This window comes from Pseudoxanthomonas sp. SGT-18 (assembly GCF_003931645.1).
Lineage (GTDB): Bacteria > Pseudomonadota > Gammaproteobacteria > Xanthomonadales > Xanthomonadaceae > Pseudoxanthomonas.
In genome coordinates, this window is record NZ_RRYJ01000001.1 from 212,919 (window position 1) to 237,048 (window position 24,130).

Sequence of the window (24,130 nt, forward strand, 5' to 3'; positions counted from 1 at the left end):
GGGCGCAGTCTGTCTCCCGCCCAGGGATGCCGCCTTGACCCAGGTCAGCCCGGAGCGTTGCGCCGGGTTTGACCAGGGTCAAGGCGGGAGGCGAGTGTGCTGCCTAACGTGCGGCCACTCCGATCACGCCACGAGGAACGCATGAGCCATCCCTCCGCCCAGGCCGATACCGGCGCCGGCCTGTCGCGCCTGGCCGCCATCAGCGCGGCGCTGCGCCCGCACGATCCCGGCGCGCAGGTGGCGCTGGACCCGGACCACAGCAGCGTCCAGGTCCTCACCGTGCTTGACCCGGAAGAAGTGGACCGCATCCTCGCCGTGGCCGGGATCCCTGTCGCGCCAACCCCGGCCGGTGCCGGCGGCGGCTGCGGTTGCGGCTGCTCCTGCAGCGGCGGCTGAGTTCCCCGGATGTCCCTCCGGGCGTGGCGCGCGGCGGCGCCCGCCCGGCGCTTGGGCCTGGGTTCATCGGCCCGGGTGGTACCATGGCGGCGAGCTCCGTGCTCCCACGCGCGTCCCGCGCGGCCTTGCGGCCCCGATTCGCTCCCTTCCACACCTGAGAGGCCCGCCCTGCGCGGCCAAGCCCGGGGAGCAGCACATGCCTGGCTACGAAACCCGCCAAGAACACGTCGCCATCGGCGGCCACGACTACCGCCTGCGCGTGCTCGCCGATCGCCAGCAGTTCTGGGATCCGGACGGGCACGGCGAGCGCCTAGGCATCTCCTCGGCGCAGTGGGCGCTGTTCGGCCAGCTGTGGCCGGCCGGGCAGCTGCTGGCGCGGGCGATGCAGGACTTCGACATCCGCGGCAAGCGCATCCTCGAGCTGGGCTGCGGCATCGGCCTGGCCAGCCTGGTGCTGCAACGGCGCGGCGCCGACGTGGTCGCCTCGGACATGCACCCGCTGGCCGAGGTGTTCCTGGCCTACAACGCCGCGCTCAACGAGCTGCCGGCGCTGCACTACCGCCACCTGCAATGGGACGCGCCGCTGCCGGAGCTGGGCCGTTTCGACCTGATCATCGCCAGCGACGTGCTCTACGAGACCGCGCACGCGCCGCTGCTGGGCGGGGTGATCGACCGCCACGCGCACGCGGCCGCCGAGGTGCTGGTGGCCGACCCGGGGCGCGGCAACAGCGCGCACCTCAACCGCCAGCTGGCCGCGCGCGGCTTCGCCCTGGAGGAGCGGCGCTGCGCATTGCAGCCTGGCGAGGCGCCGCCCTACCGCGGGCGGCTGCTGCACTACACCCGCGGCGTTCCCGGCGGCCAGGCATGAGCCGCCACGGCGCCCGGCACGCGCGCTGCGCGGCCGAGTGCAGCCGTTGCGACGCGGTGTGCTGCCGGCTGACGGTGGTGCTGGACGATGACGACCATGTCCCCGAACACCTGACCGAGCTGCTGCCCGGCGGGGCACGGGTGATGGCGCACGGCGCCGATGGCTGGTGCGTGGCGCTGGATGCGGAGCATCGCAACTGCGGCATCTACGACGACCGCCCGGATACCTGCCGGCGTTTCGTGATGAATGGCCCCTATTGCCGCTCGGTGCGCAGCGAACACGCGGCACGCGGGACGATCCCCCTGTTGCTGCGTTGACCATGGGCCCTTCTCCCTCCGGGAGCGGGGCAGCCTCCCGGCCGCGCCACCGGACCCGGCGGGGACGATGCGCCGCACCTCGGGCGCCCCGCGCCGCACCGCGCGGCACGTGCCATGTGGCCACCCGGGGAAAAAGAAGACGGGCCGCGAATGCGGCCCGTCCCTTTGCATCGGATGCCGGACTCAGCGCCGCGGCATGATCGCCGCCGCGGCCACCGTGGTGGCGGACGAGGCCGGGGCGCCGCGCTTGGGCGCCACCCACAGCCGGAACACGAACCAGGCCAGGGCCAGCGCGCCGACGCTGAACAGCGTGTCGGCAGGGACGCGCATCCACACCAGCAGGTCGATGATCGGCTGCTGCATGAACTCCGCCGAGCGCGCGAACCAGTAGCCGTGCTCGATCGCCGCGTCCAGCTGCAGGATGCCCAGCGGCAGCAGGGTGAACAGCGACATCCCGGCCAGGCCGATGTTGAGCGACCAGAAGCAGGTCTTCAGCAGGCGCTCGCTCCACTGCAGGTCGGGCTTGAGCCCGCGCAGGCAGAACAGCATCAGGCCGATGCCGAGCATGCCGTACACGCCGAACATCGCGGTGTGGCCGTGGTTGGCGGTCAGGTTCAGGCCCTGCATGTAGTACAGCGGCAGCGGCGGGTTGATCAGGAAGCCGAACAGGCCGGCGCCCACCAGGTTCCAGAACGACACCGCCAGGAAGAACATGATCGGCCACCTGTAGCGCGCCATCCACGGCGTGGCCTTGCCCAGCCGGTAGTTGTGCCAGGCCTCGAAGCCGACGTAGGCCAGCGGCACCACTTCCAGAGCCGAGAAGCTGGCGCCCAGGCCGATGACGGCGGTCGGGGTGCCGGTGAAGTACAGGTGGTGCAGGGTGCCGAGCACGCCGCCGGCCATGAAGATGATGGTGGCGAACAGCACCGCGACGGTCGCCGAACGCACCTGCAGCAGGCCCAGGCGGGTGAACAGGAAGGCCATCACCGCCACCGCGAACACCTCGAAGAAGCCTTCCACCCACAGGTGCACCACCCACCAGCGCCAGTACTCGACCATCGACAGGTGGCTGTGCTCGCCCCACATCAGGCCGGCCGAATAGAACACGCCGATCGCGACCACCGACAGGAACAGCAGGCCCACGATCGAGCGCGACTGCGCGCCCTTGCGCATCGCCGGCCACAGGGCGCGGCCGACCAGTACCAGCCACAGCAGCAGGCCGACGAACAGGAACCACTGCCAGAACCGGCCAAGGTCGACGTATTCCCAGCCCTGGTGGCCGAACCAGAAGTTGTGGGCCAGGCCCAGCTTCTGCATCACCGCCATCCACTGTCCGGCGAAGGAACCGACCACGATCACCAGCAGGCAGGTCCACAGCACGTTGACGCCCAGGCGCTGGAACTTCGGCTCGTGCCCGGAGATGGCCGGGGCGATGTACAGGCCCATGCCCAGCCACGCGGTGGCGATCCACAGCACGGCCAGCTGGGTATGCCAGGTGCGGGTCAGCGCGTAGGGAAGGATCTCGGCCAGGGCGAAGCCGTAGGCCTCCTGGCCCTCGACCTGGTAGTGCGCGGTGGTCGCGCCCAGCAGGATCTGCACCAGGAACAGCGCGATCACCACCCAGAAGTACTTGGCGGTGGCGCGCATGGACGGGGTGACCCTGATCAGCGCCAGCGGATCGGACTTGGGCAGCACCGGCTGCATTTCCTCGCCGTGGCCGGTGGCGTAGTGCCAGCCCAGCAGGCCGACGCCGGCGATCAGGAACAGCACGCTGAACACCGTCCAGATCAGGAGGTTGGACGGCGGCGTGTTGCCGACCAGTTCGTCATGCGGCCAGTTGGCGGTGTAGCTGATCTCCGAGCCCGGACGCTCGGTCACCGAGGCCCAGGCCGCCCACCAGTAGAACGCCGCCAGCTGGCGGCGATGCCCGGCGTCCGGCACCGCGTCGTTGCGCATGGCATAGGCCTCGCGCAGCTCCGCCGTGGCCGGGTCGTTGGAGAACAGGCTCTCGTAGTGCGCGGAAACCTTCGCCATCGCCGCGGCGCGCTCGGCGTCGAGGGTGATGGTGCCGCTGTCCGCGTCCCAGGTGTTGGGCCGCAGCAGTGCCTGCACGCGCTTGGCGTACGCGGCCTGGGTCGGTTCGTCCAGCTGCTTGTACGAATCGACGCCATGCTCGCGCGCGGCCCAGGCATCGAGGATGGCCTCGGCCTCGCGGTGCAGCCAGTCCGCGCCCCAGTCCGGCGCCACGTAGCCGCCGTGGCCCCAGATCGAGCCCAGCTGCTGGCCGCCGATCGACTGCCAGACCTGGCGTCCGGTCTCGATGTCGGCGCGGGTGTAGACCACGGTGCCGTCGGTGGTGACCACCTGTTCGGGCATGGGTGGCGCCTGGCGATGGATCTCGCTGCCGACCCACAACAGGGCGGCGAACGAGGCGAAGAGCAGGACCGCCAGGCCTGCCCAGAGCTTGCGTGTTGGATCCATGATGCGGCCTCTCCGGGGAAGGAACGGCCGCATCTTCGGCAGCGGGGCCGTGGCCGGCCCTGACGCAGGTCAAGCCACGTGCAATGGCGCCTGCCGGAGCGTGACTACTCGCGCAGGACGGCCAGTGCCAGCGCCTCGAGGCGCTCCATGTCCAGCACTTCCACGTCGCGCAGCTTGATGTGCACCAGCCCGTCCTGCTCGAAGCGGCGCAGCACGCGGCTGACCGTCTCCGGGGCCAGGCGCAGGTAGTTGGCGATGTCGGTGCGCGACATGGTCAGCTGGAAGCGGCGCGGCGAGAAGCCGCGCGCGGCCAGCCGCCGCGACAGCCCGATCAGGAACGCGGCCATGCGCTCGTCGGCGGTGTTGTCGCGGGCGAACAGCGAGGCCACGCCGATGTCGCGGCTCATCAGCCGGAACAGGTGCTGCTGCAGGTTGGGCAGGCGCTGGGCCAGCAGTGCGATCTTGGGGAACGAGAACCGGCACAGCATCACCGTGTCCAGCGCCACCGCGTTGCAGGGATAGCGGTCGTCGTGGATCGCGTTGAGGCCGATCACCTCGCCGGGCAGGTGGAAGCCCAGTACCTGCTCGTGGCCGTTGCGGTCGACCTGGTAGGTCTTCACCGTGCCGGCGCGCACGGCGGCGATCGCGCCGAACGCATCGCCCTCGCGGAACACGTGTTCGCCGGGGTGCAGCGGGCCGACATGCTCCACCAGCACGTGCAGGTCCATCAGCGCGGCCTTGTCCATGCCCTCGGACATGCAGGCCTGGGAGAAGGCGCAGGTGGAGCAGAAGGTCAGCGCATCGCCGTCGTCGGCCATGACCGCCGGGCCGGTGCGCGGGAAGACGACGCCGGGGCTGTTCATGCGCAGCGCTCCACCGCCGTCAGACGGTACGCGAATACCGGGGCGCGGCGGAATCGTTGGCGGGCTGGAGGTAGCGGTCGAAGCACATGGCGATGATACGCAGCAGCAGGCGTCCGCGCATCGTCGCCCTCAGCCCGGACCCGTCGACCTCCACCAGGCCGTCGGCCTGCAGCGGCCGCAGCCGCGCCAGGGCGTCGGCGAAGTACTCGCGGAAATCGATCACGTGGCGGCGGCCGATGGCGTCGAAATCCAGCCGCCCGTGGCACATCAGCTGCTGGATCACGTCGGCGCGGACCACGTCGTCCTCGTCCATGCGCATGCCGCGCCACACCGGCAGGCGGCCCTCGTCGATCGCCTGCTCCCAGCCGGCGATGTCGCGCGGGTTCTGGCTGAAGCTGGCGCCGATGTGGCTGATCGCGCTCACGCCCAGGCCCACCAGGTCGCTCTCGGCATGGGTGGTGTAGCCCATGAAGTTGCGGTGCAGGCCGCCTTCGCGCTGGGCGCGGGCCAGCTCGTCGGTCGGCAGGGCGAAGTGGTCCATGCCGATGTATTCGTAGCCGGCCTGGCCCAGTTTCTCGATCGCCAGGCGCAGCAGGTCCAGCTTCTGCTCCGGGCTCGGCAGGTCCTCGGCGCGGATCCGCTGCTGCGGGCGGAAGATGCTCGGCAGGTGCGCGTAGCCGTAGATCGCCAGCCGGTCCGGGCGCGCCTGCAGGGTGATGTCCAGGGTGCGCTCGAAGCCCTCCAGGGTCTGCTTCGGCAGGCCGTAGATCAGGTCCACGTTGACCGAACGGAAGCCGTGCGCGCGGCAGGCGTCGATGATGCCCAGGGTCTGGGCCACGCCCTGCACGCGGTTGACCGCCTCCTGCACCGCCGGATCGAAGTCCTGCACGCCCAGGCTGGCGCGGTTGAAGCCGGCCGCGGCCAGCTCGCCGACCTCGGCCGGGGTGATGAAGCGCGGGTCCAGCTCGATCGAGCAGTCCATGCGCGCGCCCGGGGCGAAGTGGAAGTGCCGGCGCAGCACGTCCATCACCTCGGCGATCTGCAGCGGGTCCAGGAAGTTGGGGGTGCCGCCGCCGAAATGCACCTGCTCCACGTCGCGGTCGCGGTCGAACAGTTCGGAGGCCATGCCGATCTCGCGGTACAGCCGGGTCAGGTACGCGGTGCCGCGCGCCTTGTCGCGGGTGATGATCCGGTTGCAGCCGCAATAGAAGCACGGACTGGTGCAGAACGGCACGTGCAGGTACAGGGAGATCGGTCGCGGGATCGGGTCGCCGTTGCTGGCGGCCGCCACCGCGCGCAGGTCCGCTTCGCCGAAGCCGGGGGTGAACTGCGGCGCGGTCGGGTAGGAGGTGTAGCGCGGGCCCGGCACGTCGTAGCGCCGCAGCAGCTCGGGATCGAACAGGGAGGACAGGCTGGCCATGGAGCGAGGCTAGGCCCGCCCGCGGTGGCTGTCCTTGATGCAGGTCAATGGCCGGCGTGCCGGCAGGGCCGCTTCAGTTTCGTGATGGCGGCCGGGCCCCGGGACCGCGTCCCGGGGCCGCGCGGGGCCGTCACGGCCGGGCAGGCCTACTGCGCCGCCAGCGACATCCCGGCGCGGGGGTGGGCCTGCAGGAATTCCAGGTCCGCCGGCACCACGAAGCCGGCGCGGTGCAGCGCGTGCAGCAGCTGCTCGGCGCCTTCCGGATCGGTGGCGGCGATCCCGGAGAGGATGTCGCGGGCGCAGGTGGCCTCGGCGATGTACAGCGAGGCCTCGTTGATGTCGTCCGGCAGGCGCGCGATCAGCAGGGTTTCCAGCTCGGCCATGTAGCCGTGCAGGCGCATGTGGTCGGCCGACACCGCGGCATCGATCGCCGCGTCGCGGGCGTTGAACAGGGAGATCACCGCCGGGTGCGAGGCCGGGTACTGCGGCCCGGACAGGTAGCGCCAGGTGGCCCGGGCGAAGAGGGCCACGCCCACGACGATGCCTGCCGCCAGGGCGAGCTTGCCCAGCGGGCCGAGCGGATCGGCCGGCGCGAGCGTGGGCATGGCCGCGGCGAGCGCGGCGGTAGCCGGGGTGGAGCGGCCTGGGGCCGCGGGGGTGCCTGGGGTATGGGGGCGCGGGGCGTTCATGGGGGATGTCTGGACCTGGGGGAGGGCGCGGCGGGCGGACGCGGGCGGGCGCCATGCCGGGGGGGCATGCCGCGAACGGAAACGGCGCAGCCGGTGGTGCGGCCCGGGAAGGCGGGCCGGCCTGGCGGCACCTGGCCGCAGCCGTTCGCGGCGGGGGACGCTGTCCCGCGACCTGTTTCCCTAACGGCCGCGGCAGCGCGGCGGTTGAGGGGCTGCACCGGCCCAGTTGCGCGATCAGTGACCGCTGCCGCGGTTTGCCGCCGGGGCCGCCGCGCGTGCCCGGCGCGACCGGTTCCCACAGCGGCGATGTTGCATGGCAACATCAGGCGCATCCCCCGCCGCCCCGTCCCGATGCCGCGCGTCCTCCTGGTCAACGACACGGACAAGCCGATCGCCGAGCTGCGGCAGGCGCTGGCCGATGCCGGCTGCGAGGTGCTGGAGCCGGTGGCCACTGCCGGCTTGCTGCGCGCGGTGCAGGAACAGCAGCCGGACGTGGTGATCCTGGACGTGGAATCGCCCTCGCGCGACACCCTCGAACAGCTGGCCATCGTCGACCGGCATGCGCCGCGCCCGGTGGTGATGTTCTCGGCCGACGGCGACGAACGCCTGATCCGCGAGGCGCTGGGTGCCGGCGTGGCCGCCTACGTGGTCGACGGGCTGGCGCCGGGACGGCTGGCGCCGATCCTGCGCGTGGCCATGGCCCGCTTCGAGCAGCAGGCGCATGTGCGCCAGCGCGTGGACGAGCTGGAGCAGCGCCTGCAGGACCGCAAGGACATCGAACGCGCCAAGGGCCTGCTGATGGACCGCCGCGGCATGGCCGAGGCCGAGGCCTACGCCGCGCTGCGCCAGCAGGCGATGAAACAGGGCCTCAAGCTCGCGGACGTGGCGCGCCGCATCCTGGCCATGGCCGACCTGCTGGGCTGACCGCATGACCGATACCCGCGCCACCACCGCCTTCCTCCGCCCGCTGGACGTGGGCTTCATGCCGCTGCTGGACGCCGCGCCCCTGCTGGCCGCCTCGCACCTGGGCCTGGACCGGCGCCACGGCCTGCAGCTGCGCCTGCACCGACAGCCGTCGTGGGCCACGCTGCGCGACCGCCTGCTCACCGGCGCGCTGGACGCGGCGCAGGCGATGTCGGCGATGGTGCTGGGCGTGCAGGCGGGGATCGGCGGGCCGCAGGCGGACCTGGCCATCCTGCTGGGGCTCAACCGCAACGGCCAGGCGATCGTGCTGTCACCGGCGCTGGCCGCCGGCCTGGCCGAGGGCGGTCCGCTGCCGGAGCTGCTGCGCGCGCTGCCGCGCCGGCCGGTATTCGCCCAGACCTTCCCCACGGGCACCCATGCGCTCTGGCTCTACTACTGGCTCGCCGCGCAGGGCGTGGATCCGCTGCGCGACATCGAGGCGGTGACCCTGCCGCCGCCGCGCATGCCGCAGGCGCTGGCGGCGGGCGAGCTGGATGGCTTCTGCGCCGGCGAACCCTGGGGCGCGGAGGCCGAGAACCTGGGCGCGGGCCGGCGCGTGGCCGCCAGCGGGCAGCTGTGGCCCGGGCATCCGGAAAAGGTGCTGGCGACGCGCCGCAGCTTCGCCGCGCTGGAGCCGGAGGTGTCGGTCGCGCTTACCGCGGCGGTGCTGGAAGGCTGCCGCTGGCTGGACGCCGATCCGGACCACCGCCGCCAGGCCGCGCAGTGGCTGTCGGCCGACGATGCGATCGGCGTGCCGGCGCAGCGCCTGCTCGCCGGCCTGCTGCCGGCGGGCGAGCCCGGCCAGGTCCTGCAGTTCCACGCCGATGGCCAGGCGAACTTCCCGTGGATCTCCGATGGCCGCTGGATCCTGGGCCAGTTCCGCCGCTGGGGCTGGCTGCCGCCGGCGGATGGCGACGAGGCATGGCTGGTGGATGTGTTCCGCACCGGCAGCTACCGCGAGGCCGCGGCGCTGCTGGGCGTGCCGGTGCCGGATGGGGATTCGCGCCCGGGCGCACCCGCGCCGCCCTGAGCGCGACGTGCACGCGCACGGTGCGCGATGGCACCGCGGAGGTGCATGACGCCGGTCGTGGCGCGCGTCCGGGCACGCCGCCCCGGCGTCCCTGGATTCCGGCGGAACGCAGGCGGCACAAGGCTTCCGGTGGTCCGTGCTGCATCGCAGCGGACGTTGGCACGCTGATTGCGTAGTCCATGGTGCGGGTGCAACGAGGTGCCCGCACCAAAACCTGCAAGTCCGGCCAACGGCGGCCGGCACGAAGACAACGGCGTCTTCCGGCCACCCGGCCGGGAGGCGCTTTTTTGTTTCCAGCTCCGCGGTGCCCCCACCGCTGCCAGGAGAGACCCGGATGGACCGTTCGTTCTGGAAAGCCGGACACACGCCGACCCTGCTGTCGGCCTTCCTCTACTTCGACCTCAGCTTCATGGTCTGGTACCTGCTGGGCCCGATGCAGGTGCAGATCGCGCAGGCGCTGCAACTGGACACCCAGCAGCGCGCGCTGATGGTGGCCGTGCCGATCCTGTGCGGTGCCGTGCTGCGCCTGTTCCTCGGCCTGCTGGCCGACCGCATCGGCGCCAAGACCACCGGTGTGCTGGCGCAGATCGTGGTGATCGCCGCGCTGGCCGTGGCCTGGCGGCTGGGCGTGCACAGCTTCGGCCAGGTGCTGCTGCTGGGCGTGATGCTGGGCGTGGCCGGCGCCTCGTTCGCGGTGGCGCTGCCGCTGGCCTCGCGCTGGTATCCGCCGCAGCACCAGGGCACGGCGATGGGCATCGCCGGCGCCGGCAACTCCGGCACCGTGTTCGCCGCGCTGCTGGCGCCTGCGCTGGCATTGGCCTACGGCTTCCAGAACGTGTTCGGCCTGGCCTGCATCCCGTTGCTGCTGGTGCTGGCGGTGTTCTGGACCTGTGCGCGCGAGGCGCCGGTGGTGGTGGCGCGCAAGGGACTGGGCGACTACGCACGGGTGCTGGTCGGCAACCGCGACTCGTGGTGGTTCATGTTCTTCTACGCGATCACCTTCGGCGGCTTCTCCGGCTTCGCCAGCGCGCTGCCGGGCTATTTCCACGACCAGTTCGCGTTCGAACCGAAGGTCGCCGGCTGGGCCACCGCCGCCTGCGTGCTGGCCGGCTCGGTGATGCGGCCGCTCGGCGGCGTGATCGCCGACCGCATCGGCGGCACCCGTTCGCTGCAGGCGGTGTACGCCGCGGTGACGGTGCTGGTGGCCGCCGCGGCCTTGCAGGTGGGCGGCCCGGTGGTGACCGTGGCCCTGTTCGTGCTGACCCTGCTGTGCCTGGGCGCGGGCAACGGCGCGGTGTTCCAGCTGGTGCCGCAGCGCTTCGGTGCCGAGATCGGGCTGATGACCGGGCTGATCGGCATGGCCGGAGGCGTGGGCGGCTTCCTGCTGGCGGCCGGGCTTGGCGTTGTCAAGCAGCAGGCCGGCAGCTACGGCCCGGGGCTGTGGCTGTTCGCCGGCATCGCCCTGGCGGCCTCGCTGTGCCTGGTCGGGGTGAAGCAGCGCTGGCGCGTCGGCTGGGCACGCCTCGGCGACGCCCGCGTGTAGCGGTTCCTTCAGTTCCTTCCTCCCCCACAGCAGGCAGACCGCCATGAGCTACGTGAGCCCCTCCGAACTGGCCGCGAAGATGGTCGACGCAGGCCAGTCCAAGATCCTGATGTCCACCCGCGACACCGTGATCCGCGCCTACATGGCCGGCGCGATCCTCGCCCTGGCGGCCGCGTTCGCGGTGACCGTCACCGTGCAGACCGGGCAGCCGCTGCTGGGCGCGCTGCTGTTCCCGGTCGGCTTCTGCATCCTCTACCTGCTCGGCTTCGACCTGCTCACCGGCGTGTTCACCCTGTGCCCGCTGGCGGTGATCGACCGCCGCCCCGGCTGCACCTGGCGCGGGGTGCTGCGCAACTGGGGCCTGGTGTTCGCGGGCAACTTCGCCGGCGCGCTGACGGTGGCGGTGTTCATGTCGATCATCGTCACCTTCGGCTTCAGCACCGCGCCGGATGCCATCGGCCAGAAGCTGGGGCATATCGGCGAGGCGCGCACCCTGGGCTATGCCGCCCACGGCGCGGCCGGGATGCTGACCCTGTTCGTGCGCGGCGTGCTGTGCAACTGGATGGTCTCCACCGGCGTGGTCGGGGCGATGGTGTCCTCCCACGTGTCCGGCAAGGTCATCGCCATGTGGATGCCGATCATGGTGTTCTTCTACATGGGCTTCGAGCACTCCATCGTCAACATGTTCCTGTTCCCGAGCGGACTGATGCTCGGCGGGCAGTTCTCCTTCGGCGACTACCTGGTCTGGAACGAGATCCCGACCGTGGTCGGCAACCTGGTCGGCGGCCTGACCTTCGTCGGCCTGACCATGTACGCGACCCATGCCCGCACCGCCGCCGGTGCCGCCCTTGTGCCCCCTGCGCCCGCTTCGTCGCCGGCGCCGGGCGCCACTGCCGGGACCGCCTGAGTGCAGCCGGCCATGGCCAGTCCGACGATGACATCGCACGACCCCTTTGTTGCCATGGAAGGCGACTCCTCCCAGCACGCGGCACCGCTGCGGATCGTGGTCGATCCGCTGACCGGTCCGGAGATCGCGGCGCTGCTGCAGGAGCACCTGGACGAGATGTACCGGCTGTCGCCGCCGGAAAGCGTGCATGCGCTGGACCTCGACCGCCTGCGCGCGCCGGACATCACCTTCTGGAGCGCATGGGATGGCGACGTGCTGCTCGGCTGTGCCGCGCTGCGCGAGCTGGATCCGGCCCACGGCGAGGTCAAGTCGATGCGCACCGTGGCGCGCGCGCGTCGCCGCGGCGTGGCGGCGGCGCTGCTGTCGCGGGTGGTCGAAGAGGCGCGCCGTCGCGGCTACCGGCGGCTCAGCCTGGAGACCGGCAGCCAGCCCGCCTATGTGCCGGCACGCGCGCTGTACGCGCGTGCCGGCTTCCGTCCCTGCGCTCCGTTCGCGGATTACGTCGAGGACCCCTGTTCCACGTTCATGACCCTGGCCCTGCAGGGGCCAAGCGAGGAAACACGATGAAGAAGCCCAGGCTGGTGGTGGTGGGCAACGGCATGGCCGGCATCCGCACGCTCGAGGAGCTGCTGAAGCTGGTGCCCGGGATGTACGACATCACGGTGTTCGGCGCCGAGCCGCATCCCAACTACAACCGCATCCTGCTGTCGCCGGTGCTGGCCGGCGAGCAGGACTTCGACGACATCGTGCTCAATCCGCTGTCCTGGTACGCGGACAACGGCATCACCCTGCACCTGGGCAAGGAGGTCACCCGGATCGACCGCGTGCGCCGCAGGGTGGTGGCGGCCGACGGCACCGAGGCCGAGTACGACCGCCTGCTGCTGGCCACCGGTTCGGTGCCCTTCATCCTGCCGATCCCCGGCAAGGACCTGAAGGGCGTCATCGGCTACCGCGACATCCACGACACCCGCACCATGATCGAGACCGCGAAGGTGAAGCGGAACGCGGTGGTGATCGGCGGTGGGCTGCTCGGGCTGGAGGCGGCCAACGGCCTCAGGCAGCGCGGCATGGAGGTGACCGTGGTGCACCTGGCCGGCTGGCTGCTGGAGCGCCAGCTCGACCCGGTGGCTGGTGCGCTGCTGGAGAAGTCGCTGCGCGAGCGCGGGCTGGACTTCAGGCTCAACACCTCGACCACGGAGATCGTCGGCAACGAGGCTGGCGAAGTGGCCGCGGTGCGCTTCTCCGACGGCGGGGAGGTCGCCGCCGACCTGGTGGTCATGGCCGCGGGCATCCGTCCCAACACCGCCCTGGCCCAGGCCGCCGGCATCCACTGCAACCGCGGCATCGTGGTCAACGACACCCTGCAGACCTACGACCCGCGGGTGTACGCGGTGGGCGAATGCGCGGCGCACCGCGGCATCGCCTACGGCCTGGTCGCGCCGCTGTTCGAGCAGGCGAAGATCTGCGCCAACCACCTGGCCACCTTCGGCATCGGTATCTACAAGGGCTCGGCGGTGTCGACCAAGCTCAAGGTCACCGGCATCGACCTGTTCTCCGCCGGCGACTTCATGGGCGGGGAGGGGACCGAGGAGATCGTGCTGTCGGATCCGGCCGCCGGCCTGTACCGCAAGCTGGTGATCCGCGACGACCGCCTGGTCGGTGCCTGCCTGTACGGCGACACCGCCGACGGCGCCTGGTACTTCAAGCAGATCAAGGACGGCACCGCGATCGGCGGGCGCCGCGACACCCTGGCCTTCGGCGAGACCGCGATGGGCGAGGCCGGCACCGCCGGCCAGGACCGCGCCGCGACCATGGCCGATACCGATGAGGTCTGCGGCTGCAACGGCGTGTGCAAGGGCACCATCGTCAAGGCGGTGCGCGAGCAGGGCCTGTTCACCGTGGACGAGGTCAAGAAGCACACCAAGGCCGCCAGCTCCTGCGGCTCGTGCACCGGCCTGGTCGAGCAGATCCTGATGAACTGCCTGGGCTCCAACTTCCAGGAGACGCCCAAGACCAAGGCGGTGTGCGGCTGCACCAGCCTTACCCACGGCGAGGTGCGCCAGGCGATCCGCGAGCACCACCTGGTCAGCCACGCCCAGGCCTACGCCTTCATGGAATGGCGCACGCCCAACGGCTGCGCCACCTGCCGCCCGGCGATCAACTACTACATGCTCTCGACCTGGCCGCGCGAGGCGGTGGACGACCCGCAGAGCCGCTTCATCAACGAGCGCGCGCACGCCAACATCCAGAAGGACGGCACCTTCTCGGTGGTGCCGCAGATGAAGGGCGGCGTCACCAATCCCTCCGAACTGCGCCGCATCGCCGACGTGGCCGACAAGTACGCCATCCCCATGGTCAAGGTCACCGGCGGCCAGCGCATCGACCTGCTGGGCGTGCGCAAGGAAGACCTGGTCGATGTCTGGCGCGACCTGGGAATGAAGTCCGGCCACGCCTACGGCAAATCGATCCGCACGGTGAAGACCTGCGTGGGCAGCGAGTTCTGCCGCTTCGGCACCCAGAACAGCACGCAGATGGGCATCGACCTGGAAACCATGCTGGCCAACATGTGGAGCCCGCACAAGGTCAAGCTCGCCGTCTCCGGCTGCCCGCGCAACTGCGCCGAAAGCGGGATCAAGGACGTGGGCATCATCGCGGTGGATTCGGGCTGGGAGATCCACGTCGGCGGCAACGGCGGGATCCGCACCGAGGTCGCGCAGTTCCTGTGCAAGGTGCGCACGGCCGAGGAAGTGAAGGAATACACCGGCGCCTTCCTGCAGCTGTACCGCGAGGAGGCGTACTACCTGGACCGCACCGTGCACTACATCCAGCGCGTGGGCCTGGAGTACGTCAAGCGCAAGGTGGTCGAAGACGCCGAAAGCCGGCGCGCGCTGTACGAGCGCCTGCTCTATGCGCTGGAAGGCCTGCCGGATCCGTGGCAGGCGCGGATCGCCGGCGAGCGTCCGCGCGAGTACACGCCGCTGAAGCTGGAGGCGCCGGAGCGGCGCATCCCCGCGACCCTGGAGGACTGACATGCCCACGAATGCCAACTGGGTGCGGGTGTGCACGCTCGGGGAGATCCCGCTGCTGGGATCGCGCGTGCTGGACTGCGGGCAGGGCGAGGCCATCGCCCTGTTCCGTCCAGAGGCGGGCAAGGTGTTCGCCCTGGCCGACCGCTGCCCGCATCGCGGCGGTCCGCTGTCGCAGGGCATCGTCGCCGGGGAAACGGTGACCTGCCCGCTGCACGGCTGGAACATCCGCCTCGACGACGGCCAGGCCTGCGCCCCTGACGTGGGCTGCGCGCGCACCTACCCGGTGCAGCTGCGCGGCGAAGAGGTGTGGCTGGCGCTGCCGCTGGAACCGGCCACGCCGGCGGGCACCGCGGAGGCGGTGGCCTGATGGACGGCGCCGTCCGCACCGCGCAGGCGCCGCCGGCGGTGGAGCGGCGCACCACCCGCAGCACCTGCTGCTACTGCGGCGTGGGCTGCGGCGTGCTGGTGCACAGCCGGCACGATGCCGCCGGCGAACGCATCACGGGCGTGGAAGGCGATCCCCTGCATCCGGCCAACCTGGGCCGCCTGTGCAGCAAGGGTCGCACCCTGGCCGAGACCGCGCGCAGCCTGCAGGGCCGCGCCCTGGTGCCGGAGCTGCGCCACCGCCGCCAGGATCCGCGCCGGCCGGTGGACTGGGCGGTGGCGCTGGACAGCGTGGCCGACCGCCTGGCCAACATCGTCGAGCGCCATGGCCCGGACGCGGTGGCGTTCTACCTGTCCGGGCAGCTGCTGACCGAGGACTACTACGTCTTCAACAAGCTGGCCAAGGGCCTGCTGCGCACCAACAACATCGATACCAACTCGCGGCTGTGCATGTCCGCCGCGGTGGCCGGCTACAAGCTGGCCTTCGGCGCCGACGGCCCACCCACCTGCTACGAGGACCTGGAGCAGGCGAAGACCGTGCTGTTCGCCGGCAGCAATGCCGCCTGGGCGCATCCGGTGCTGTTCCGGCGGCTGGAGGAGGCGAGGGCGCAGGATCCGGACGTGCGCTGGATCGTGGTCGATCCGCGCCGCACCGATACCGCGGCCATGGCCGACCTGCACCTGCAGATCCAGCCCGGCACCGACGTGGCCCTGTTCAATGGCATGCTCCACCACCTGGTGTGGGAGGGGCTGCTCGACCAGGACTTCATCGACCGCCACACCACCGGCTTCAGCGAACTCAAGCGCCTGCTGCGCGACTACAGCCCGCGCATGGCGGCGGAGATCTGCGGCGTGCCGGTCGAGGACCTGGTGACCGCGGCCGAGTGGTTCGGGCGCAGCCCGGCGTCGCTGTCGCTGTACTGCATGGGCCTGAACCAGTCGGTGCACGGCACCGACAAGAACCTGGCCCTGATCCACCTGCACCTGGCCACGCGCCAGCTGGGCCGTCCGGGGGCGGGGCCGTTCTCGTTGACCGGCCAGCCCAATGCCATGGGCGGGCGCGAGGTCGGCGGCATGGCGACCATGCTGGCCGCCCACCGCGAGATCGCCGATCCGGCGCACCGCGCCGAGGTCGAGGCCTTGTGGCAGCTGCCGCCCGGCAGTCTGTCGCCGCAGCCCGGACTGGCGGCGGTGGAGCTGTTCGAGGCCGTGCGCGCCGGCCGGATCAAGGCCATCTGGATCGCCTGCACCAACCCCGCGCATTCGATGCCCGACCTTGGCCCGGTGCGCGAGGCGCTGCAGCGCGCCGAGCTGGTGATCGTGCAGGAGGCTTTCGCCAATACCGATACCGTGCCTTATGCCGACGTGCTGCTGCCGGCCGCCACCTGGGGCGAGAAGGAGGGCACGGTCACCAATTCCGAGCGCCGCATCTCGCGCGTGCGCGCCGCGGTGGCGCCGCCGGGACAGGCGCGTCCGGACTGGTGGATCGCACGCGAGGTCGCGCTGCGGCTGGAAGCGCGACTGGCCGTGCCGGGCGCCGCGCCGCTGTTCGCCGCCGACACGCCTGCGGCGATCTTCGCCGAGCACCGCGCGCTGACCGTGGGCCGCGACCTGGATATCGGTGGCCTCGACTACGAGTTGCTGGAGCAACGCGGTCCGCAGCAGTGGCCTTTCCCGGCAGGAGCCACGCAAGGCGATGCCCGCCGCTATGCCGACGGCGTGTTCGCCACCGCCGATGGTCGCGCACGCTTCCACGCCACCCCGTACCGGCCAGTCGCCGAGCCGACTTCGGCGCGTTTCCCGCTGCGCCTGCTGACCGGGCGCCTGCGCGACCAGTGGCATGGCATGTCGCGTACCGGGCGGGTGCCGGCGCTGTACACGCACAGCCCCGAGCCTGCGCTGCGCATGCACCCCGAGGATGCGGCACGGCGCGGCCTCAAGGCCGGCGAGCTGGTGCGCGTGTCCAGCAAGCGCGGCGGCCTGGTATTGCCGCTGGAGCTGTCCGACGAGGTCGGCTCCGGCACCGTGTTCGCGGCCATGCACTGGAGCGGCCAGCACCTGGCCAGCGGCGGCATCAACGAGCTCAGCCAGCCGGCGGTCGACACGCGCTCGCGCCAGCCCGAGCTCAAGCACGCCGCGGTGCGGGTGGAGAGGGCGGAGTTCGGCTGGCATCTGCTGGCCGCGCGCCGTGGCGACGTGCTGGCGATGCATGCCGCGGTGCAGCCGTTGCTTGCGGCGTGCGGTTACGCCTCGGTCGCGCTGCAGCCGGACGTGGATCCGGAAGCCGTCGAAGGCAGCGGCTGGGTGGTGCTGCGCGCTGCGGCCTCCGGGGCGATGCCAGCCGACTGGCAGGCCGCGCTGGAGAACGCGCTGGGCCTGGCCGCCTCCGCCGACACCCTCGAGTACCGCGACGCCCGCCGCGGCCAGCTCAAGCGCGTGGCCTGGCGCGTTGCCGCAGGGGCCAGCCGTATCGATGGCTTGCTCTGGAGCGACGTGCGACCCGGCGGCGAAGCCCTGCTGCGCACCGCGCTGGCGGGCGAGCCCTGGCAGGGCTCGCGCCTGGCCGCCTTTGCCGCGCTGCCCGAAGTGGCGCGCGATGCGGTGGTCTGCGTCTGCCGCCAGGTCAGCGAATCGGCGATCCGGGCCGAAGTGCGCGCCGGCGCCGACCTGGCCGCGCTGAAGCAGCGCCTGGGCTGCGGCACGGTCTGTGGCTCCTGTGTCCCGCAACTCACCCGGCTCGTCCGCCAGGCCGCCAGCGCCTGACCGCCGCCCCCCCCCCCACTGGAGACCCGCCATGGCCCGCGACCCCCGTCACCCTGCCGATCTCCGCCGCCCGCCCGCCGAGGTGGTGCTGCTGTCCGCCGGCCCCGGCGACCTGGAACTGCTGACGCTCAAGGCCGTGCGCGCCCTGCAGCAGGCCGAGGTGCTGCTGCTGGACGAGCTGGTCGATCCCGGCATCGTCGAGCTGGCGCCGCAGGCACGCGTGGTGCGGGTGGGCAAGCGTGGCGGCTGCCGCTCCACGCCACAGGCCTTCATCTGCCGGCTGATGCGGCGCTACGCGCTGCAGGGCCTGCGCGTGGTGCGGGTGAAGGGCGGCGAGGCGCTGATGTTCGGCCGTGCGGGCGAGGAGATCGCCTTCCTGCGCGAGGCCGGAGTCCCGGTACGCATCATCAATGGCGTCAGCGCCGCCTTCGCCGCTGCCGCCGCGCTGGGCGTGTCCCTGACCCACCGCCAGCACTGCCATGGTGTGAGCTTCGTCACGGCGCATACCGCCGACCACGGCGAGCCGGACTGGGCGGCGCTGGCGCGCAGCGGCACCACCCTGGCCATCTACATGGGCATGGGCCGGCTGGAGCGCATCGCCCGCGCCCTGCTGGTCCACCTGCCGGGCGACACGCCGGCCGCCGTGGTGCAGGCCGCGTCGCGGCAGGACGAACAGGCCCAGGCCACCACCCTGGCCGGGCTGCTCGCGCTTCCTGCCGCCGGCGAGGGGCTGCCCGGGGTGATCCTGGTCGGCGGCGCCCTGGGCGAGGCCGCCGCGGTGGCGGGCAGGGCAGGCGAACCGGAACCGGAGGTCCGCGCGGCCGGCTGACGCGGCCGGGCACGGCAAGGGGCGCAGCGGGCCCGTAGAGATTCTCTTAAGAATCGGCCAGGCCCCGGGAAGGGGTGGACACAATGCCGGCCGATCCTGCCCCGAGTCCCCCTGCGATGGAAGCCCTGACCAACCTGCCTTCCCTGCCGCCCCTGGCGCTGCTGCAGCCGGGCGAACTGCCGCCGTCGCCGCCTTCCGATGGAGCCTCCGCGGGTGGCTTCGGGGACATGTTCCAGAAGGTCCTGCACCAGGTCGACGCGGTCCAGCACGAGGCCGCGCGCCAGGTCGAGGCGGTCGAGACCGGCGCCAGCGACGACCTGGTCGGCGCCATGCTCGCCAGCCAGGAGGCCAGCCTCTCGTTCTCGATGCTGATCCAGGTGCGCAACAAGGTCATGGCCGCGTTCGACGACCTCATGAAGACCACGGTCTGAGCGGGCGCCCACGGACGTGATCGAACGCCTCAAGCCCCTGGCCCAGCGCTGGCTCCCCGCCTCGCTGCCGCGCCCGTCCCCGGCCACCCTGTCGCGGCTGCTGCCGGTGGTGCTGCTGGCCTTGGCGCTGACCGCGCTGGGGATGATGTACCTGCACCACGCCCACTCGCGCTACAAGCCGGTGTTCGGCGCGCAGGAGAAGGTGGTGGCGGCCGACGTGATGTCGGTGCTCGACGCCGAGGGCATTCCCTACCGCCTGCACCCGGACACCGGCCAGGTGCTGGTGCCGGACTCGCGCCTGGGCCAGGTGCGCATGCTGCTGGCCGCGCGCGGCGTGGTCGCGCGCCTGCCGGACGGCCTGGAGGTGGTCGACCAGAAGGATCCGCTGGGCGTCAGCCAGTTCGTGCAGGACGTGCGCTTCCGCCGCGGGCTGGAAGGCGAGCTGGTGCAGAGCATCGTCACCCTCGACCCGGTGCAGTCGGCGCGCGTGCACCTGTCGGTGGCCAAGTCCTCCTCCTTCATCCTCAGCGATGGTGACAAGAGCTCGGCCTCGGTGGTGCTGGCGCTCAAGCCGGGACGCCGCCTCAACAAGGAGCAGGTCGCGGCGATCATCGCCATGGTCTCCGGCAGCGTCGCCAACCTCGATCCGGCGCGGGTGTCGGTGGTGGACCAGGCCGGCAACTTCCTGTCGGCCGGCGTCGACCTGGCCAGCCCGCACGGTGGCGACAACAGCGAGCTGGCCACCCGCGTGCGCGAGGAAACCCTGCGCAACATCCAGGACCTGCTCGGCCCCACCCTGGGCGACGGCAACTTCCGCGCCTCGGTGGCGGTGGAAGTGGACCAGGACCGCATCGAGGAAACCCGCGAACAGTACGGCGAGGCGCCGCGCGTCACCCAGGAGGCCACGCGCGAGGAGAACGACAGCGGGGTGATCCCGCTGGGCGTGCCCGGCTCGCTGTCCAACCGCCCCGTGGCGGTGTCCGGTGCCGCCAACGACGCCCCCGAGGGTCCGCGTTCGCAGAAGAACGCGCTCACCCGCCAGTACGTGTACGACCGCAACGTGGTCCAGATCCGGCGCAGCCCGGTGCGGCTCAAGCGCCTGAGCGTGGCGGTGGTGTTGAAGTCGCCGCCGAAGAAGGTGGTGGTGGCGTAGTTGATCGCCACCTGCAGCGGCTCGGAGCCGTCGGGGGTGCCCAGGGCGATGTTGATCGGCGCGGCAGGGGCGACCAGCTGGCCGGTGGTGCCGAACTGCAGGTTGGAGGTGACCGGGCCGGTGCCGTCGTCGACCAGGGTGCCGTCGACGGCGTAGTAGACGGTCACGTCGTTGCCGGCGCCGCGCACGAAGTACTGGCTGAGGGTGTGCTGGCGGCCCAGCGAGTCGTACAGGCTGGAGACCTGCACGCCGTTGTAGGTGGTGGCATCGGCCATGTCGAACGGCGCGGCCGGCGCCTGCCAGTCGGCGGACATGTTGCCGGCGTAGTTCAGCGTGCTGCTGGCGGCGGCGGGCATGGCCTCGGTCGGCACGCTCAGGTCGCCCAGCACGCCGCCGGAGGCGGTGCCGTAGCCCTGCACGCGACGGCCGATGGAGTCGACCACGAAGCCGTCCTTGTCCACGCTGAACTGGCCCAGGCGCGAGTACACCATCGCGCCGCTGCTGTCGCGGGCGACGAAGAAGCCGCGGCCCTGGATCGCGGCGTCGAGGCTGCGGCCGGTGGCCAGCACGTTGCCGCCCAGGCTCATCGACTGCGTGGTCGAGCCCACGTACACGCCGCCGGCCTTGCCCTGGGAGTACGCCGAGGCGAAGTTGGCGCGACCGGACTTGAAGCCGTAGCTGCCGCTGTTGGCGATGTTGTTGCTGATCTGGTCGAGCTGGCCGGTGACTGCGTTGAGGCCGCTGAGTGCGATGTTGAATGCCATGGACCGTCAGGCTCCTTGCTGCGAGGTGGTCTGGGTGCCGCCGTTGCGGCCCAGGAATCGGGAGATGACGCCGGTGCCGACTTCGCCGACGCCGGAGACGTCGAGCACGACCCGGCCCTGCGCATCCAGGCGCACGCCGAGCAGGCGGCCCTGGAGTTTGGCGCGCGGCGCCTCGCCGGTGCCGGCCTCGATCCGCAGCGCGTAGCGTCCGGCGGGCAGGCCGAGCTTGCGCGGGTCGATGCTGAACTGCACGGTGCCGGCGTCGTGCGCGCCCAGCTCGATGCGGCGGGTGCTGCCGTCGGCGCCGGTCAGCAGCACGGCCACCTCGGCGGCGGGCGCATCCAGCACGAATGCGCCCTGGACCGGGTCGGCGTCGAGGCTGACGCCGGCGGCGGCGACCATGATGTCGCTGCCGACCTGGGCGCCCAGGTTCACCACCAGCATGCTTTCCTGCAGTGCCGCGGAGCTGCTGGTCAGGCTGGACAGGGTCTGCATCGTCTCGACCTGGCTCATCGAGGCGAACTGGTTGACGAAGTCCTTGCTCTCCATCGGCGAGAGCGGGTCCTGGTTGCGGATCTGCGCCACCAGCAGGGTCATGAACAGGTCGGAGACGCTGCGGCCGTTCGCGGCCACGGCCCCGTCGGACCTGCCGGCGCCGGCGCCGGCCAGCAACGCGTTGTCGACCGCGGTCATGCGCCTTCTCCCAGCTTCAGCACCGCCTGCTGCATCCCGTTCAGGCGCGCCAGCACCTCGACGTTGGTGGAATAGGCGCGGGAGGCGGCGAGCATGTCGGCCATCTCCTCCACCGGGTTGACGTTGGAATAGAAGACCATGCCGTTCTCGTCGGCCAGGGGGTTGCCGGGCTCGTGGCGCGATTCCAGCGGGTCCTGGCTGGTGATCACGTCCAGCACCTGCACCCGCGCGCCGAGGCCGTTGAACACCGAGGCGAACACCGGCTTGCGCGCCAGGTAGGCGCCGTTGGCGGTGCCGGCGGTGTTGGCGTTGGCCAGGTTGCTGGCGATGGTGTTCATGCGCACGGTCTGGGCGGCCATGGCCGAACCGGCGATCTCCACGCTCTGCTTGAAGCTCATCGTGCTTACCCGTTGCCCTGGATCGCCGCGGCCAAGGTCCTTGAGCCTCATGTTCAGGAAGGTCAGGCTGGTCTGGAAATCGAGGGCGTTCTGCGCGAATTCGGCCTGTTCGACGCCGAGCTCGACGGTGTTGCCGTCCTGCGAGGGGCGGCTGGGAACGCGGTAGAGCACCGCGTCGGATTCGAACGGCAGCAGCGGCTCGGCCAGGCCGAGCGCGGCCTCGTCCAGGCGCGCGCGGAAGTCGAGGTCGCGTGCCTGGTAGCCGGGGGTGTTCTCGTTGGCCAGGTTGGAGGCCAGTACCTGGGCGCGTTCGCCGCGCAGCTTCAGCGCGGCAGGGTGCAGGCCAAGCGCCTGTCCGAGGTTGATACCCATGCTGTTCCGGTTCCTCTGGTGGTCGCGGCAGTGCCACGACCGGGCCGTCGCATGGTAGGGAGGCCCCCCGGCCGCTGGCGGAATCTAAAAAGATCCTGAGCGAAGCCCGCGCGCCCGCGCGGCTAATCTGCGCGGCATGTCCCAATCGCACCTCGCCTGCCTGCTGGCGGCATGTATGCCGCCGCAGGCACGCGCGCAGGACGCTTCGATGCCGCAGGCGCGGCTGGAACAGGTGGCGCGTGCCTGGGTGCAACGGCGGGTCCAGGCAATGGGCGTGCCCACCGCACGCATCGAGGTGCTGCTGTTGCCGGCGGCACGGCGCCCGCCCGATTGCGCGCGGCCGCTGCAGGTGGAGGTGGCCGAGGTGGCGGCGGACGAGCGCTTCGACCGCCTGCAGCTGCTGGTGCGCTGTCCTGGCGGCGGCGAGGTGCGTTTCGCGGCGCGCGCCGGCGCCTACGTGGACGCGGTGGTCGCGCGCGGGGAAGTGGAGGCCGGGCAGCCGCTGCGTGCCGAGGCGCTGGGAACCGGCGAGCAGGACCTGGCGGCGATCCCCGACCTGTTGCTGTCGCCGGACCAGGCCGCCGGCTACCGCGCCCGGCGCACGCTGCGCGCGGGCCAGCCGTTGCGGCGTTCGCTGCTGCAGGGCGGCAGCGCGGTCGCCCGTGGCCAGCCGCTGCGGATCGTGGCGACGGGGCAGGGCTTCCAGACCGCGATTGCAGGCACCGCGCTGGAGGATGGCGGGGTAGGCGACAGCGTGCGCATCCGCAACACCAGCACAGGCAAGACCACCCGTGCCCGGGTCCTGGCCCCCGGCGTGGTCGGCCTGGAGGCGGAGGCGGCGCCATAGCGCGGCGCCGGACGGCGCGGCCAGGCGTGGCGATGGAAACAAAAAGCCCCGCGGATGCGGGGCTTTTGCGTTGCAGGCAATGGTGGCTACGGGTGGACTCGAACCACCGACCCCAGCATTATGAGTGCTGTGCTCTAACCGGCTGAGCTACGTAGCCGAAACCGCGGACCAGGCCGCGCTTCCCGCGCACGCGCCTGCAGAGCGGCGGGGAATTGCGAATTTTTCACGTTCCTGGCCGCGCTGTCAATCGCCGCTTGTCGCCCTGCCGGGGGCGTGGCATTGTCGGGGCAGTCGAATTTTCTGGAGTCCGCATCGTGATCGATCCGGACGGTTACAGGCCGAACGTCGGCATCGTGCTGATGCGCGACGATGGGCAGGTGTTCTGGGCGCGCCGGGTGCGCCGGGATGGCTGGCAGTTCCCGCAGGGCGGGATGCGCAGCGACGAAACCCCGGTCGAGGCCATGTACCGCGAGCTGTACGAGGAAACCGGCCTGTCCCCCGAGCATGTGGAACTGCTGGGCGCCACGCCCGGCTGGCTGCGCTACCGGCTGCCGGGGCGGGCGATCCGCCGTGGCGGGCCGGGGCCGGTGTGCATCGGGCAGAAGCAGGTCTGGTTCCTGCTGCGGCTGGTGGCCGACGATTCACTGGTGCGCTTCGACGCCACCGACAGCCCCGAGTTCGACCACTGGCGCTGGGTCGACTTCTGGTACCCGGTCGAGCACGTGGTCACCTTCAAGCGCGGGGTCTATGCCCGCGCCCTGCGCCACCTGGCCCCGCTGGCCACCAGCGTGGGCGCCCAGCTGCGGCAGATGCCGGGGGTGGCGCAGCAGGCCTGGCTGCCGGGCAACAGCGCCGGCCACGACCGTCCGCGGCGGCGGCCGCGGCAGCCGCGGGGCGGGCGTTCATCCGCCTGAACCCTGGCAGGGGCCGCGGACGCGGATGCAATTGACAACGGTTCTCATTCATTGTGGAATGGATCCCGGTTCAGCC

The 24,130-nt window shown here is 71.6% G+C and carries 23 protein-coding genes, 1 tRNA gene and 1 pseudogene; 17 read left to right on the forward strand and 8 right to left on the reverse strand.

The window, feature by feature from the left end; translation table 11 throughout:
- The first annotated feature begins 141 nt into the window (after positions 1–141).
- The 3 genes from EIM47_RS01005 (at position 142) to EIM47_RS01015 (ending at position 1,581) form a co-directional block, all read left to right on the forward strand.
- Positions 142–396: a hypothetical protein gene (locus EIM47_RS01005; protein WP_125075827.1), complete on the forward strand. Its 255-nt coding sequence runs from the start codon at positions 142–144 to the stop codon at positions 394–396.
- 196 nt (positions 397–592) lie between these two features.
- Positions 593–1,264, forward strand: coding sequence for a methyltransferase domain-containing protein (locus tag EIM47_RS01010; protein ID WP_019398261.1), 672 nt, complete (start codon positions 593–595; stop codon positions 1,262–1,264).
- Positions 1,261–1,581 (forward strand): YkgJ family cysteine cluster protein, encoded by a 321-nt coding sequence (locus EIM47_RS01015; protein ID WP_019398262.1) that lies wholly within the window; start codon positions 1,261–1,263, stop codon positions 1,579–1,581. Before EIM47_RS01010 ends, EIM47_RS01015 begins: the two co-directional genes overlap by 4 nt.
- A gap of 183 nt (positions 1,582–1,764) precedes the next feature.
- On the opposite strand, the gene EIM47_RS01025 is transcribed toward EIM47_RS01015, so the two are convergent.
- The 4 genes from EIM47_RS01025 to EIM47_RS01040 form a co-directional block, all read right to left on the reverse strand.
- Entirely contained in the window at positions 1,765–4,062 is a 2,298-nt protein-coding gene (locus EIM47_RS01025; protein WP_125075829.1) for a nitric-oxide reductase large subunit, read from the reverse strand.
- Between the two features lie 104 nt (positions 4,063–4,166).
- Positions 4,167–4,925 (reverse strand): helix-turn-helix domain-containing protein, encoded by a 759-nt coding sequence (locus EIM47_RS01030; protein ID WP_125075830.1) that lies wholly within the window; start codon positions 4,923–4,925, stop codon positions 4,167–4,169.
- Between the two features lie 19 nt (positions 4,926–4,944).
- The gene (hemN, locus tag EIM47_RS01035) at positions 4,945–6,345 is read right to left on the reverse strand and encodes an oxygen-independent coproporphyrinogen III oxidase (protein WP_125075831.1); all 1,401 of its coding nucleotides are present in this window, start codon (positions 6,343–6,345) and stop codon (positions 4,945–4,947) included.
- Positions 6,346–6,491: 146 nt separating this feature from the next.
- The gene (locus EIM47_RS01040; RefSeq protein WP_240626124.1) at positions 6,492–7,034 is read right to left on the reverse strand and encodes a hypothetical protein; all 543 of its coding nucleotides are present in this window, start codon (positions 7,032–7,034) and stop codon (positions 6,492–6,494) included.
- 351 nt (positions 7,035–7,385) lie between these two features.
- Between EIM47_RS01040 and EIM47_RS01045 the strand changes: the two genes are divergently transcribed.
- From EIM47_RS01045 to EIM47_RS15860, 12 genes are all read left to right on the forward strand, one after another.
- Complete coding sequence (locus tag EIM47_RS01045; protein WP_125075832.1) at positions 7,386–7,958, forward strand: ANTAR domain-containing protein; 573 nt, start codon at positions 7,386–7,388, stop codon at positions 7,956–7,958.
- 4 nt (positions 7,959–7,962) lie between these two features.
- The gene (locus tag EIM47_RS01050) at positions 7,963–9,027 is read left to right on the forward strand and encodes a CmpA/NrtA family ABC transporter substrate-binding protein (protein ID WP_037034254.1); all 1,065 of its coding nucleotides are present in this window, start codon (positions 7,963–7,965) and stop codon (positions 9,025–9,027) included.
- Positions 9,028–9,400: 373 nt separating this feature from the next.
- Positions 9,401–10,570 carry a nitrate/nitrite transporter gene (locus tag EIM47_RS01055; RefSeq protein WP_205948685.1) on the forward strand — a complete coding sequence of 390 codons (1,170 nt, stop codon included), beginning with the start codon at positions 9,401–9,403 and terminating at the stop codon, positions 10,568–10,570.
- A 43-nt stretch (positions 10,571–10,613) separates the two neighbouring features.
- Positions 10,614–11,477 carry a formate/nitrite transporter family protein gene (locus EIM47_RS01060; protein WP_037034260.1) on the forward strand — a complete coding sequence of 288 codons (864 nt, stop codon included), beginning with the start codon at positions 10,614–10,616 and terminating at the stop codon, positions 11,475–11,477.
- Positions 11,478–11,504: 27 nt separating this feature from the next.
- Positions 11,505–12,044, forward strand: a complete 540-nt coding sequence (locus tag EIM47_RS01065) for a GNAT family N-acetyltransferase (protein ID WP_026010465.1) — start codon at positions 11,505–11,507, stop codon at positions 12,042–12,044.
- Positions 12,041–14,506 (forward strand): nitrite reductase large subunit NirB, encoded by a 2,466-nt coding sequence (gene nirB / locus EIM47_RS01070; protein ID WP_125075835.1) that lies wholly within the window; start codon positions 12,041–12,043, stop codon positions 14,504–14,506. The genes EIM47_RS01065 and nirB overlap by 4 nt, the downstream gene beginning before the upstream one ends.
- Position 14,507: 1 nt before the next feature.
- The gene (gene nirD, locus EIM47_RS01075) at positions 14,508–14,873 is read left to right on the forward strand and encodes a nitrite reductase small subunit NirD (protein ID WP_019398356.1); all 366 of its coding nucleotides are present in this window, start codon (positions 14,508–14,510) and stop codon (positions 14,871–14,873) included.
- Entirely contained in the window at positions 14,873–17,653 is a 2,781-nt protein-coding gene (locus tag EIM47_RS01080) for a nitrate reductase (protein WP_019398355.1), read from the forward strand. The genes nirD and EIM47_RS01080 overlap by 1 nt, the downstream gene beginning before the upstream one ends.
- A gap of 82 nt (positions 17,654–17,735) precedes the next feature.
- Positions 17,736–18,482: a uroporphyrinogen-III C-methyltransferase gene (cobA, locus tag EIM47_RS01085; RefSeq protein WP_198006241.1), complete on the forward strand. Its 747-nt coding sequence runs from the start codon at positions 17,736–17,738 to the stop codon at positions 18,480–18,482.
- A 116-nt stretch (positions 18,483–18,598) separates the two neighbouring features.
- Positions 18,599–18,913: a flagellar hook-basal body complex protein FliE gene (locus EIM47_RS01090; RefSeq protein WP_019400002.1), complete on the forward strand. Its 315-nt coding sequence runs from the start codon at positions 18,599–18,601 to the stop codon at positions 18,911–18,913.
- A gap of 16 nt (positions 18,914–18,929) precedes the next feature.
- Complete coding sequence (fliF, locus tag EIM47_RS01095) at positions 18,930–20,066, forward strand: flagellar basal-body MS-ring/collar protein FliF (RefSeq protein WP_019400001.1); 1,137 nt, start codon at positions 18,930–18,932, stop codon at positions 20,064–20,066.
- A 453-nt stretch (positions 20,067–20,519) separates the two neighbouring features.
- Positions 20,520–20,744 (forward strand): hypothetical protein, encoded by a 225-nt coding sequence (locus EIM47_RS15860; protein ID WP_232207951.1) that lies wholly within the window; start codon positions 20,520–20,522, stop codon positions 20,742–20,744.
- A gap of 92 nt (positions 20,745–20,836) precedes the next feature.
- Here EIM47_RS15860 and EIM47_RS01105 read toward each other — a convergent pair whose 3' ends face one another.
- The 3 genes and pseudogenes from EIM47_RS01105 to flgB form a co-directional block, all read right to left on the reverse strand.
- Positions 20,837–21,523 carry a flagellar hook capping FlgD N-terminal domain-containing protein gene (locus tag EIM47_RS01105; RefSeq protein WP_125075836.1) on the reverse strand — a complete coding sequence of 229 codons (687 nt, stop codon included), beginning with the start codon at positions 21,521–21,523 and terminating at the stop codon, positions 20,837–20,839.
- Positions 21,520–21,921 carry a flagellar basal body rod protein FlgC gene (gene flgC / locus EIM47_RS16155; RefSeq protein WP_125076094.1) on the reverse strand — a complete coding sequence of 134 codons (402 nt, stop codon included), beginning with the start codon at positions 21,919–21,921 and terminating at the stop codon, positions 21,520–21,522. The genes EIM47_RS01105 and flgC overlap by 4 nt, the downstream gene beginning before the upstream one ends.
- Before the next feature lie 48 nt (positions 21,922–21,969).
- Positions 21,970–22,293, reverse strand: a pseudogene (flgB, locus tag EIM47_RS16160) (flagellar basal body rod protein FlgB); the annotation flags it as partial.
- 136 nt (positions 22,294–22,429) lie between these two features.
- Between flgB and flgA the strand changes: the two are divergent.
- The gene (flgA, locus tag EIM47_RS01120) at positions 22,430–23,140 is read left to right on the forward strand and encodes a flagellar basal body P-ring formation chaperone FlgA (protein ID WP_125075837.1); all 711 of its coding nucleotides are present in this window, start codon (positions 22,430–22,432) and stop codon (positions 23,138–23,140) included.
- Between the two features lie 80 nt (positions 23,141–23,220).
- Here the strand turns inward: flgA and EIM47_RS01125 are convergent.
- Positions 23,221–23,297, reverse strand: a tRNA-Met gene (locus EIM47_RS01125).
- Between the two features lie 157 nt (positions 23,298–23,454).
- Here EIM47_RS01125 and EIM47_RS01130 point away from each other — a divergent pair.
- Complete coding sequence (locus EIM47_RS01130; protein ID WP_125075838.1) at positions 23,455–24,054, forward strand: RNA pyrophosphohydrolase; 600 nt, start codon at positions 23,455–23,457, stop codon at positions 24,052–24,054.
- The last annotated feature ends 76 nt before the right edge of the window (positions 24,055–24,130 follow it).